Source organism: Bradyrhizobium sp. SZCCHNRI3043 (assembly GCF_032377735.1).
Classification (GTDB): Bacteria; Pseudomonadota; Alphaproteobacteria; order Rhizobiales; family Xanthobacteraceae; genus Bradyrhizobium.
In genome coordinates this window covers 1-12,175 of sequence record NZ_JAUHID010000019.1, presented here as the reverse complement: position 1 = coordinate 12,175, position 12,175 = coordinate 1, and the positions used below count along the sequence as shown (strand labels likewise).

Here is a 12,175-nt window from a genome sequence, read left to right as displayed (position 1 = left end):
CGCAAGGCGCGAGCGGTCTCCACGGGTTAGCGTGCGGCAACGCCGACCCGGTTCAATCCGAATTTTTCTCGGAACGAAGACCGCTCCGAGAGCGACCAACATAGTCGTGAGCGCGTGCGCCATTATGTGACTTATGACACACTTCCGCCCGGGCGGATTCTGTAACTCGGGCTCTGAACCACTGCCGAAGGTATAGTGATGAGCAAGCAGGCCGAATTTGCGGTCATTCTGAAGATGAACCCGATGTTCGCCGACCTCGGCGCGGACGAGCTGCAGCGAATCTCGAGCCTCTGTCACACCCAGCACCTGTCGTCGGGCGAGGTGCTGTTCCAGAAGGGCGACCCCGGCAATGCCCTGTTCGGGGTGCGGCGCGGCCAAATTCGCATCGAGACCGGCGCCACCGACGGCAGCCGGCTGACCCTCAACTTCATGGGACCCGGCGATCTGTTCGGCGAGGTCGCCGTGCTCGACGGGCAGGAGCGCACGGCGGACGCCACGGCCGGTGAAGCGTCCGAGCTGTTCGTGCTTCGCCGCGAGGATTTCCTCAGCTTCCTGGAACGCGAGCCCAAGGTGGCGATCAGGATCATTCAGCTGCTGTGCCAGCGCATCCGCTGGCAGAGCGAGCGAATGGAGGAATCGGTGCTGCAGCCGCTGCCGGTCCGGCTGGCACGCCGGCTGTGCGCGCTGGCGGAGGATTTCGGCTCCGAGGTTCATATCTCGCAGGAACAGCTCGGCGTCTTCGTAGGCGCGGCGCGTGAAAGCGTGAACCGCCAGTTGCAGGCCTGGCGCAAGGACAAGATCCTGGATCTGCAACGCGGCCGCATCCTGCTGCATGACCTGACGAAGCTGAACACGATCGCACGCAACGATTAGTTGGCCGAGCGCGGCGAGCGCGCAGCGTCGCTCGCCGCGAATTTGTCGATTGCGGGTCCGGTCCATGGCGGGAACCGCCCGTCGTGCATCGTTTGGTATCAGCATCGGCCAAACATGATCGCAATTGGGCCACCACGCCTCACAATTTGCGACATGAACTCTTTTTAACAATTCTAACAGGGTTCAATCCGGCGGCGGAGAGTTCCATTTGCTCGCGCGCGGCGGCGCGCGGGTGGAGCTTTGCGCGCCAGACGAGCGTGGTTGGAAGTAACATCATGAGTCTTGCGTTGCCGGCGATCGCGATCGAGGCCAGTGGTTCGGTTGGCCGTTGGCGCAAAGCTCTCGCGGTTTGGGTCGACGCCGTGGAGGATGGTTGGGCCGTTCCGGCCTTGATCGTCGGGTTCGTCGCGGTCTGGATGGTGTATTTCTCGATCGCCTATCTGGGAGGCGATCTCCACCAGGACGTGATCGAAACCTGGTCGCTCGGACGCAGCTTCGACTGGGGCTCGACCAAGCATCCGCCGTTGATGGGCTGGGCCGCGCGGGCCTGGACCACCGTGTTTCCGCTGACCAACTGGTCGTTCAACCTGCTGGCGCTGACCAACGCCGCGGTCGGCCTCTGGGCCGTCGACCTCATCACCCGGCGTTTCGCGCGCGGTGACAAGCGCCTGGTCGTATTGCTGCTGCTCATGCTGCTGCCGGTCTATCAACTGCATGCGCAGCGCTTCAACGCCAACGCCGTGCTGCTGTCGAGCTGGCCGCTGGCGACGTGGTGCTTCCTGCGCTCGTTCGAGACGCGTCACGTCGGCTGGGCCGTCGCGGCCGGCCTGACCGCGGCACTCGCCATGCTCGGCAAGTACTACGCGGTCTTCCTGATCGCGGGCTTTGCGGTCGCAGCGTTGTGTCACGGCGAGCGTCGCGCCTATTTCACCTCGTCCGCGCCCTGGATCGCGGCGCTGTCCGGCCTGGCCGCGCTCGCACCTCACATCTATTGGCTGGCCACGACCGGCGCCCAGCCGTTCTCGCATGCGATCGAGCATCACGTCGGCAAGACCGCTGGGGCCGCGCTGGTCGAGGGCAGCGGTTTCCTGCTGGCGATGGCCGGCATCGCCGGTATCCCCGGCCTCATATGGCTCGCCATGACGCGGCCTCGCCCCACCCGCGTGCTGAACGACGCGCTCAGCCTCGAACCCGGGCTCCGGCTGCTGGCGACAATCAGCATCTGGACCATTGTGTTCCCCGCGCTGGTCTCGGTCGTGTTCGGCACCGACATGCCGCCGCTGTGGGGCCTGCAGGGCATCTTCCTGTTCGTCATCGTGATCGTGTGCGGCGCGAGCTATCACGCTCCCCGCGACATCACGATCAATCTCGCCGCCGCGACGATCGCGATCGCGGCATTCGCGGCCACCGTCGTGGCGCCCCTCCATGCATTGTACCGGAACTACGTTCCGTTGAACGAGGGCCGCAACTTCTATGAGCCGGCCGTGACCGAGCTCGACCGCCTGTGGCGGACGGCGTCGAACGGCGTCCTTCCCGCCGTCGGCGGCGACGACGGCCTTGCTTTTGCCGCCGCGTTCTACAGTCCCGACCATCCGCGCTATGAAATGGCGCTGGTGCACCCGCACGAGCTGCAGCCTCCGTCCAAAGTGCTGACCGCGCAGGGCTGGGCGGCGCTTTGCTACGACTCCGACATCTCCTGCATCTCGGGCATGCAAGCTGCGGCGGCGCAGGCGCGACGTTCGGTGCGGGCCGATTTCACGCTCCGGACCAAGCTGTTCGGCCTGGAGGGCGCGAGCCAGGGCTTCGTTGCCCTGATCGTTCCGCCTGAGACCGCCGCGCCGCTCGAGAGCACGCCGAGCGAGGCCCACGATCTCAGCGCCCGCCGCCGTACGCCCTCGACCGCGAACTGAAACAGCTCGTTCCAAGCACGTCATCTCATTCCGCAGCCGGCGACATCGCCGACGGCGGCGGCTTTGGCTGATGCCCCACCTCCGGCTCATGGCCGGACTGCGCCTCGTCGGCGGCCTCGCCGGAGGAGACGATCAGCTTGCGGCCGAGCCGGGCGAACAACGCGCCGACATCGTCCATCACCAGGAACATCGCCGGCACGAACAACAGCGACAGCACGGTCGAGAACACCAGCCCGCCGATCACCGCCAGCGCCATCGGCGAGCGGAACTCGCCGCCGGCACCGACCGCGAGCGCGCTCGGCATCATGCCGGCGACCATCGCGATCGTGGTCATCACGATCGGACGCGCCCGCTTCATGCCAGCATCGATGATCGCCTCGTCGCGCCTGATCCCGGCATGGATCGCCTCGACCGCGAACTCCACCAGCATGATCGCGTTCTTGGTGACGATACCCATCAGCATCATCATGCCGATATAGACCGGGATCGTGAGCTGCTTGCCCGTGAGCATCAGAGCTCCGATCGCCCCGCCGATCGACAGCGGCAGCGAGAACAGGATCGTGATTGGCTGCAGGAAGGTGCCGAACAGCAGCACCAGCACGGCGTAGACGATCATCAGGCCCGCCGTGATCGCCGTGATGAAGCCGGAGGCCAGCTCGTTCAGGCTTTCGGCGTCATCGGACGGGATCAGCTTGACGCTGGCAGGCATGCTCTTTCTGACCGGCAGCTCATCGATCTGCTTGGTTGCGTCACCGAGCGCCGCCAGTCCGACGAGGTCGGCGGCGACGGTCGCCTGCCGCCCGCGATCGTAGCGGCTGATGCTGGTCGGCCCCTGGTCGAGCTTGATGTCGGCGACCACCGCCAGCGGCACGCCGCCCTTTTCGCCGTACTGGCCGAGCGGCACCCGCAACTGTTCGAGGATCTTCACGTCGCTGCGCGCTGCATCCTCGAGCTGCACCCGGATCGGGACCAGCCGGCCGCCAGCGTCATACTTCGCCAGCGCCGGTCCGACATCTCCGATCGTGGCGACGCGGATCGTCTGCGACAGGCTTTCGGTGGACACGCCCAGACGGGCGGCCAGGTCGGCGCGCGGCTGCACCCGCAATTCCGGCCGGTCGAGCGAAGTGTCCGACACCACGTTGGAGATGATCGGAATCCGCTTCATCTGCGAGGCGAGCTCGCTCGCAACGTTGTCGACCAGCTTGGGATCCGAGCCCGTCAGCACCAGCTTGATCGGGCGCAGACCGTTTTCGTCGGTGAACCAGAAACGGATGTCCGGAATGGTTTCGAGATCCTTGGTGATCTCGAGTTCGAGCTCTTTCTGGGTAATCTTGCGCTCGGTCTTCGGCGTGTAGTTGACGATCATTCCGGCGCGACGAACCTCCATCGCGCCCTGAAGCCGGCCGCCGTCGACGAACACGCTGCGGACCTCTGGCCGCTTGCGCAGGCGCGCGACGATGTCCTCGGTGACCTTCTCGGTGTAGGCGAGCTGCGCGCCTGGCGGCAGCTCGATCGCGAGCAGCGATCGCGCCGCGTCCTGGGCAGGCAGGAACCCTTGCGATAGCAGGGTCGTGCTCCAGATCGAGCCTGCGAAGATGCCGATGCCCAAGAGGACCGTGACAAAGTAGTGCTTCACCGACCATGTCACGATGCGCTGATACGCACGCAAGATGAACCCCGGCGGCGGATCGTCATGGTCGTGATGCTTGAGGAAGTAGGCCGCCAGCATCGGTGTGACGAAGCGCGCCGCCAGCAGCGAGAAGAACACCTGCACCGAGACGGTGATGCCGAACTGCTTGAAGAACTGGCCGGCAATGCCGGACATGAAGCTCGCCGGCGCAAAGATCGCGATGATGGTGAGGCTGATCGCGATGACCGCGAGCCCGATCTCGTCGGCGGCATCGAGCGCGGCGCGATAGGGCGACTTCCCCATCCGCATGTGGCGCACGATGTTCTCGATCTCGACGATGGCGTCGTCGACGAGAATGCCGGTCGACAGCGTGATCGCCAGGAACGAGACCATGTTCAGCGAGAAGCCGAGGATGTCCATCGCCCAGAAGGCGGGGAAGATCGACAGCGGCAGCGAGATCGCCGCGATCACCGTGGCCCTGAAGTCGCGCAGGAACAGGAGCACGATGATGACGGCCAGGATCGCGCCCTCGAACAGGGTCGAGATCGCGGCCTCGTAGTTGCCTTTGGTGAACTCGACCGAGGTGTCGATCAGCTTCAGATCGACGTCGGGATGGGCGGCCTTCACCTGGTCGATGCGCTTTTGCACGGCGGCCGCGACGACCACGTCGCTGGCTCCCTTGGAGCGCTTGATGCCGAGCGCGACCACCGGCTCGCCGTTGAAGCGCGCAAAGGTACGGCGATCGGCGATCGTGTCGGTCACGGTGCCGAGATCGGCGAGCCGGACCTCGCCGCCGCCGAACAAGGGAATCATCGTGTTGGACAGCTCGTTCAGCGTTTTCGCGCCGGCAAGCGTGCGGATCGCCTGGTCGTTCTTGCCGATCTCGGCGCGGCCGCCGGCGACGTCGACATTGGTGCCGCGCAGGCTCTGGCTGACATTGACGGCGGTGAGGCCCATGGCCTGCAGCCGGTCGGGATCGAGCGAGACCAGGATCTCGCGCTCGACACCGCCGATGCGCTCGACCTGGCTGACGCCGCGCACGCCCTGCAGCTCGCGCTTGACCACATCGTCCACGAAGAACGACAGCTGCTCCGGCGTCTTGCCCGGCGAGATCGCCGCATAGGTGACGATCGGCAGGCCGATCTTGTCGACGCGCGAGATCAGCGGCTCGGTGACGTTCTGCGGCAGATCGGAGCGCACCCGGGTCACGGCGTCCTTGACGTCGTTGATGGCGCGATCGGTGTTGGTCTCGAGCGCGAACGTAATCGTCGTCACCGACAGGCCGTCGGTGATCAGCGACTGGATGTGGCGCGCGCCCTCGACGCCGGAGACGCCGTCCTCGATGATCTTGGTGACCTGGGATTCAAGCTCCGAGGGCGCCGCGCCGAATTGCGCCACCGCGACCGAGATCACCGGAATGTCGGCGTTCGGCAGCCGCGTGACCGCGAGCTTGGTGAAGCTCATCCAGCCCAGGATCAGCAGGATGATGGAGAAGAGGATCGACGGCAGCGGGTTCCGGATCGACCATGCCGAAATATTCAGTGCCATCAGCGTACCCGCGTGCGATCGATGTCTTCGGCAAACATGGTCTTGATCTGGTCGCCGTCGTGCAGCGAGCTGCCGGCGTCGGCCACCACGATTTCACCCTCTGTCAGACCGTCGAGGATTTCGCTCGATGTATCCGACACCAGGCCGACCCGCACCCGGCGGGTCTCGATCGTGTTGCCCTTCACGACCTGGATGGTGAGATGATCGATCGCCGTGTTGGGCACGGCGACGCCGCAGCTCCGCCGGGCATCGATATTGGCGCGCGCGAACATGCCAGGCTTGAGCGACGGACTGCTGGTCAATGCGATGCGGACATGGCCCAGCTGGGTGGTCCGGTCGACCTGCGGTGCCACCACGCGCAGGCGGCCGACAATGTCGGGAAGGTTGTCACGGGTGATGCGCACCGGCGCGCCCGCGCCGAGCTTCAGGAGATGAATGCTCGGAACTTCGGCGTCGAGCTCCAGCTCGTTGTTGACGGCGATACGGAACATCGGACCGGCCTGCGGCGAGGCCGGCGCACCGGCGATCGTGCGGACCTCGGTGACGAGTCCTGCCGCCGGCGCACGCAGCGACACCGGCCGGTTCGCGGCCGCCGCCGGCGCTCCCGGCTGCGGCGGTGGCGGCGTCAGGCGCGCCAGCTCCTGGTTCTCGGTGACGGTGTCGCCCTCCTTGACCAGGACGTCGATGACTCGCGAGCCTTCCTGGTCGGCGCCGACCACCGCCTCGCGGCGGGCCATGACGAAGCCGGTGACGCGCACGAGATCGGAGAAGCAGGCCTTCACCGCCTTGGTCACCAGCACCTGGGCCTGCATCGGCGGCTCCTCGGCAGCGTGATGGGAACGATGCTCGTACCAGTAATAGCCCGCGAACAGAGCCACGAAGACGACCGCGCTGGCCGCAGTTTTGAGGGATTTTGGCAGCTTCATCGGCAGGTGGATCCGGTCGGCGCGAGATGCGGGTTATGGATGCTGCGAATTTGGCGCGGGGCGCCCCGACAAGGCGATGCGCCCCACAATCCTGCGGGACGCATCCGTTCACTTCGATCTCCGGCCACGCGACCCCCGACGGCGCTTGATGGACGCGACGCTACTTGGCCGCCGCCGTCTTGCTCTGCATGTTGACGACCTGAACGCGGCGGTTCACCTCGGCGAGCGGCTGGCTCGGATCCTTCAGCTTGCTCTTGCCGTAGCCCACTGTCACCAGGTCGGCGCCGGCGATGCCGAACTTCTCGACCAGATAGCGCTTGATCGAATCGGCGCGGCGCTCGGAGAGGTCCTGATTGTAGGCCTCGCCACCGGCGGCATCCGTATGACCGGCGACGACGAAGGTCGACCCCTTCAGCTCGGCGTTCGTCAGCGCCCGGCCCAGCGCCTGCACCGACGGCAGCGACTTCTGGCTGATGTTGGCGGAGTTGTAGTCGAAGGTGATCTCGAGGTCGATGTTCGGCTTGGTCTTGGCGACCGCCGCGATCTCCTCGCGCTCGGCCGTGGACAGCGACCGCGTCGAGCGGCCGCGAATGCTCTGCAGGAACTTGTCCTGTTCGGGCGCGACCGCAGGCGCGGCCTCGGACGGCGGCGACATCGACAGTCCGCGGGTCAGCGGCCTCTTCGGCCCGGCCAACGCGCGGACGATCTGATCCTCGCTGACATCATCGGCCGCGAACGCCGGCATCGCACTCAGCGACGCGGCCGCGCTCAGGACCGTCGCGGCCAGGAGAGCCGTCAGGCCGGCGGTCCTGGTCGAATTCGTTTTCGGTGCGGTCATTGCCATCCCTCCTCACGCGAACTGATCATCCCGGTCTCCGTCGCGAAGGCCCGCTCGCGACACCCGGCTGTCCGCTGTTATGTCGGTCCGGCCTGCCGCATGGTTCGAGCCGGCCGGCCGACGCGCGCAAGAAATCAGCGCACGCCGTAAGCTTCGAACTCGCGGACGATGTTGGGGTCCATCGCCTTGGCGTTGGCGATGTCGAGCGCGCCCTCCTGCGCGGCGCCGTTGCGCTGCTTGGCGAGGCCCCGGCCGTACAATGACGACGTCAGCCGCGGATTGATCTTCAGCGCCGCATCGAAATCCGCGATCGCGTTCTTGACCGCGCCGCTCTTGAGGTTGACCAGCCCGCGGCTGTCGAGCGCGTCGACGAAATTCGGCCGCAGCCTCAGCGCCTCGTTGCAATCGCGCAGCGCAGGCTGCAGCTCGCCGACGACGGTGCGGGCCCAGCAGCGGTTGTTGAGCGCCTCGACGTCCTTCGGATTGATCCGGATGGTGTCGTCGAAATCGCGGATCGCCTGCGCGTAGGCGCCCTTGCTCGCATACACCTGGCCGCGCCGGTACAGCGCGCCGGCATCCTCCGGATTGGCCGCGATCTTGGCGCTCAGGCTCTTGATCGTCGGATCGTCGGCGAACGGATCCTGCGCAGGCGCAGCCGGAGCGGCGGGGGCCGCGGGCGCAGCCGGAGCGGCGGGCGCCACGTTCGCGATCACAGGAGATGGCGCGGGCACCGGCGGCGCTGGAGCAACCGGCGGCGGGGGCGGCGGGGTATCCACCTTCTGCACCGGCGTCGGCTGCGGCGCGGGCGGAGCCGGCGGCAGCGGTGACGGTACCGGCGGCGCCACCACGACCTGTGTCGGGGTCGGCGCAGGCGCAGGTGCAGGTGCGACACTGCTCTCGGCCGGCGGCGTCGGCCTGACGCCGTTGCCCGGCACGAAGGAGAAGTCCTCCGCCAGCGACGACGAGATCCACGGCACCTGCTCGCTGCGCGACGCGCGGGTGACGCCGACGCGGGTGCGGTTCAGCGTCTCCTCGGCGGTGAGATCGGGAACGCGGATCTCCTTCAGCAGCTCCTGTACGAACAGGCTGCGATCACGCCCGCCATCCGTCACGACAGCGGACAGCGCCGCCGAGTACATCACCAAAGTACCGCTCGGTGCGATGACCGGCGCGAGGCCGGCCGAGGCGGTGCGGAACCTGCGCTCATAGGGATTGCGCCGGGAGGCATCGAGCAGCGCGATCTTCACGCCGGCGCCGCGGCTGTTGATCTCCTGCAGCACCTGCTCGAGGCCGATGCCGTCGCGCCGCACGTCGGCCTCCTGCCAGATCTGCGCATCGACCGGGATCATGTAGCTCTGCCGGCTCGACTGGATGCCGTAGCCGGAGAAGAACAGCAGCGCCACCGAGCCCGGCTTGATCTTGCCATAAAGCCGATCGAGGCCGCGGCGCATCGCGTCGCCGCCGGCATTTTCCAGCGTCTCGACGCTGAAACCGTCGCGCTTCAACTCGTCGGTGAGATCGCGGGCATCGTTGACCGGCTCCTTGAGCGGCGCCTCGGCATCGGGATATTTTGCATTGCCGATCACCAGCGCGAAGCGGTCGCCGGCCGCGTGCGCGGGCCAGGAGACTACGGCCGAGACCACGGCCGAGAACGCGACGGAGAACATCAGGCCGAGCGGCAACAGCAGGCGGAAAGTCATCACGATGGCGGTCCAGCGGTCAGCAATCAGGCGCCGTCCAGCTTGCGCCGCGGCGACCATATCCCACGCGTCAGGCATTATCAAATCGCCGTGACGGCACGTCAACCGCTTGCAGAGGTTGAAGAATCGTCTGAGGCGGCGACCGCCCGCAGGAGCCTCTTGCGAGCTGCGGGTCATGACACGAGCGGACCATGCAACGATCCCAATGGCTTGAAATGTGAGATGCCTCACGCTGTGTCGCGGCAGCGCGCCGTCCGGTTCGACGAGCACCGCGATTGACCTCCATCCCTGCCGATGGCTCGATGGCGGCCGTGCCCAACCAACGAGAAGGCCATCATGGGGAACGCTGCCGAGATCTACGCGCTGCGCTATGCGACGATGTCGCCGCGCACGCCGCACATGAACTTCCTGCAGCCGGACCCGCACGACGCCATGGCGCAGGATCTCGACTATTTCGTGTGGCTGATCCGCCGTGACGGGCGCGACATCCTGGTCGATACCGGCTTCAACGCCGCGGAGGCCGAGATCCGCCACCGCACCCTGACGCGCGATCCGATCGACGCGCTCGCTTCCTTCGGCGTCGACGCGGGCGGCATCCGCGACATCATCGTGACCCATCTGCACTACGATCACGCCGGCAATCTCGACCGCTTCCCGAACGCGCGCTTTCATCTGCAGGAGCGCGAGATGGCCTATGCCACCGGCCGCTGCATGTGCAACGGCATGCTGCGCTACCCGTTCACGGTCGAGCACGTCACCACCATGGTGCGCCACGTCTATGGCGACCGCGTCACCTTTCACTCTGGCGACGGCGAGGTCGCGCCGGGCGTCACCGTGCACCGCGTCGGCGGCCACTCCGACGGGTTGCAGGTGGTGCGCGTCGACACCGCGCGCGGCCCGGTGGTGCTCGCCTCCGACGCCGCGCACTACTACGCCAATCTGCAGCGCCGCAGCCCGTTTCCGATCGTGCTCAATATCGGCGACATGATCCAGGGCTGGGAGATCATCGAGCGCCTCGCCGGGCATCCCGACCGCTTCATTCCGGGCCACGATCCGCTGGTGACCGAACTTTATCCGCGCGTCAGCGAGGCGGCCGATGCCTATGCGCTGCATGTGGCGCCGTCGCGGTCGTTTGCGAGATAGTGGCGCCGAGCCTGTAGTTCTGATGTGATTGTCAAACAGCCCACGCGGCTGCACGACCGCGCTTCTCGCGGCGCGTTTCGCGTCCGAGCTGTGATCATCGGGACACCCTCTTGAAGCAGAGGGCGCAGGGAGAGCCAGGCCTCGGCTGAGGCCTGCGGTCCGCGTGCAGCAAACAAGCACGCGGCAGAACCACAGGTCAGCCGGACGACCCGGCCCTCCCTGCGCGACGGGTTTACGGATTATACGCAGTCTCCTCGGTGACCGGGCTTGTTTGCCACCGTGGCGACAACGCGCGTGGCGCGTTGCGCGGACCTCAGCGTCGGGAGGCCAGGACCCTGCGACTTCACCGTCCGCGGCATGGCGTACGTCGGCGTGCCGAGCACGCTGCACCACATCGCGGCCATCGCATCCCACCCCAACGCGTCGTGACGTTCGCGAAAGCGCCCCTCTTCAATGAGGCGGGACGGGCGGAAATTTCGCCCTGATTTGCCCGACGGCGCAAGAGATTTCTTTTTTGCAGAAGATCTGGACAGGCCAAATCAGTTTGAGATCACTGGACAAATTCGTCAGACCGAGCCGCTGGCAAGCAGGACCTGGAACTATCGGCGTCATGCATTTACGAGTCCGAGAGCGACGGCTGGCGCAAGGCATGAACCTGCGCGGCACCGCCTCGATCAGAGGCTGACTGACGCTATGTGGCCGCCCTCATTGGACTGCGCGAACCGATGCGTCGGCGCCTCGTAGTAATTTGGACTCCTGCAGCCCCCATCAACCCTGCCGAGCTTAGTCCAACGGATCGAGAAAACTACAGCCCATTCCAACAAACCAATCCTCGATACCGATAGCAGGTCCATCCCTTAGACCACTGATAGCAGGCAGAAACATTTTATCGCCAACGTGCTCGCCCAGAGCTCTGTAGGCCTCAAATTGGACCTCCGTGAAAAACTGATTGATGGTCGAATGATGAGGAAACGCCGGCTCGTCTACTTTGTATCGCCTAATGAACTCCCCTTCGTTGCCAGTTAGTGAGAGCTTCAAATAGACCAAATATCCGATCTCCTCCTGGAGGTCAGACTGCCCCAAAGGATACCTGATCCGACAGAAGCGAAAATGAGATCGACTATGACCTTCGCGCCCTATTCTCAGATCTTCGAGATTGGCCTCGATTACGATGCCGAAATCAATGTACGCCAGACGTTGTAGATTGGTTAAACCATGAAATATCATCCTTTCATCGTGCTCGCCGTCCACAGCGACGATAAGCCGGCACCTGCGACGCAACAGTTCGTATACTCCAAGGTTTTCGATGTGCCCTCCGTCCGAAATGTGGACATAAGCACCCTTCTCATCAGCCTTCGCGAGTAATTCCTGGAGCAGATTTTTGACCGTCGGCCGAGTTGCCCTTTGGAGATCTGCTAGCGGATTTCTAAGCCACGCACCAAGTCGGAGATTCAAGATCGTCAACCAGAAGCTACTGTAACGCGTAGTCTGCAGGCCCATTTGCGGTGACACCGCTGGACTGCACCCCTGAAGTGAGACACGATAATTTCTGTGACAGGCATTTCGAGGATGACCTGTGGCAGCAAGAGGGAAGAACCGTCAGTTTC

Annotated in this window: 8 protein-coding genes; 3 read left to right on the top strand and 5 right to left on the bottom strand. The window is 65.3% G+C overall.

What is annotated here, in order from left to right; all coding sequences use genetic code 11:
• The first annotated feature begins 198 nt into the window (after positions 1–198).
• Together QX124_RS26860 and QX124_RS26855 are read left to right on the top strand one after the other, a co-directional pair.
• Positions 199–873, top strand: a complete 675-nt coding sequence (locus tag QX124_RS26860) for a Crp/Fnr family transcriptional regulator (RefSeq protein WP_315757238.1) — start codon at positions 199–201, stop codon at positions 871–873.
• Positions 874–1,148: 275 nt separating this feature from the next.
• Entirely contained in the window at positions 1,149–2,783 is a 1,635-nt protein-coding gene (locus tag QX124_RS26855; RefSeq protein WP_315798734.1) for a glycosyltransferase family 39 protein, read from the top strand.
• Positions 2,784–2,808: 25 nt separating this feature from the next.
• On the opposite strand, the gene QX124_RS26850 is transcribed toward QX124_RS26855, so the two are convergent.
• The 4 genes from QX124_RS26850 to QX124_RS26835 all read right to left on the bottom strand — a co-directional run bounded on the left by QX124_RS26850 (position 2,809) and on the right by QX124_RS26835 (position 9,425).
• On the bottom strand, positions 2,809–5,961 hold the full coding sequence (locus tag QX124_RS26850; RefSeq protein ID WP_315740766.1) for an efflux RND transporter permease subunit: 3,153 nt from the start codon (positions 5,959–5,961) through the stop codon (positions 2,809–2,811).
• Positions 5,961–6,887, bottom strand: a complete 927-nt coding sequence (locus tag QX124_RS26845) for an efflux RND transporter periplasmic adaptor subunit (protein ID WP_315740767.1) — start codon at positions 6,885–6,887, stop codon at positions 5,961–5,963. The genes QX124_RS26850 and QX124_RS26845 overlap by 1 nt, the downstream gene beginning before the upstream one ends.
• A 160-nt stretch (positions 6,888–7,047) precedes the next feature.
• The gene (locus QX124_RS26840; protein ID WP_315777218.1) at positions 7,048–7,725 is read right to left on the bottom strand and encodes an OmpA family protein; all 678 of its coding nucleotides are present in this window, start codon (positions 7,723–7,725) and stop codon (positions 7,048–7,050) included.
• Positions 7,726–7,859: 134 nt separating this feature from the next.
• Entirely contained in the window at positions 7,860–9,425 is a 1,566-nt protein-coding gene (locus QX124_RS26835) for a caspase family protein (RefSeq protein WP_315798786.1), read from the bottom strand.
• A 336-nt stretch (positions 9,426–9,761) separates the two neighbouring features.
• Between QX124_RS26835 and QX124_RS26830 the strand changes: the two genes are divergently transcribed.
• Positions 9,762–10,568 carry an N-acyl homoserine lactonase family protein gene (locus QX124_RS26830; protein WP_315798733.1) on the top strand — a complete coding sequence of 269 codons (807 nt, stop codon included), beginning with the start codon at positions 9,762–9,764 and terminating at the stop codon, positions 10,566–10,568.
• A gap of 783 nt (positions 10,569–11,351) precedes the next feature.
• Here the strand turns inward: QX124_RS26830 and QX124_RS26825 are convergent.
• Entirely contained in the window at positions 11,352–12,068 is a 717-nt protein-coding gene (locus tag QX124_RS26825) for a hypothetical protein (RefSeq protein ID WP_315798732.1), read from the bottom strand.
• Between the last annotated feature and the right edge of the window lie 107 nt (positions 12,069–12,175).

Excerpts from the sequence above, each read along its gene's own strand:
- QX124_RS26860 (WP_315757238.1), top strand. The coding sequence starts at position 199 with ATGAGCAAGCAGGCCGAATTTGCGGTCATTCTGAAGATGAACCCGATG.
- QX124_RS26855 (WP_315798734.1), top strand. The coding sequence starts at position 1,149 with ATGAGTCTTGCGTTGCCGGCGATCGCGATCGAGGCCAGTGGTTCGGTT.
- QX124_RS26850 (WP_315740766.1), bottom strand. The coding sequence starts at position 5,961 with ATGGCACTGAATATTTCGGCATGGTCGATCCGGAACCCGCTGCCGTCG.
- QX124_RS26845 (WP_315740767.1), bottom strand. The coding sequence starts at position 6,887 with ATGAAGCTGCCAAAATCCCTCAAAACTGCGGCCAGCGCGGTCGTCTTC.
- QX124_RS26840 (WP_315777218.1), bottom strand. The coding sequence starts at position 7,725 with ATGACCGCACCGAAAACGAATTCGACCAGGACCGCCGGCCTGACGGCT.
- QX124_RS26835 (WP_315798786.1), bottom strand. The coding sequence starts at position 9,425 with ATGACTTTCCGCCTGCTGTTGCCGCTCGGCCTGATGTTCTCCGTCGCG.
- QX124_RS26830 (WP_315798733.1), top strand. The coding sequence starts at position 9,762 with ATGGGGAACGCTGCCGAGATCTACGCGCTGCGCTATGCGACGATGTCG.
- QX124_RS26825 (WP_315798732.1), bottom strand. The coding sequence starts at position 12,068 with ATGGGCCTGCAGACTACGCGTTACAGTAGCTTCTGGTTGACGATCTTG.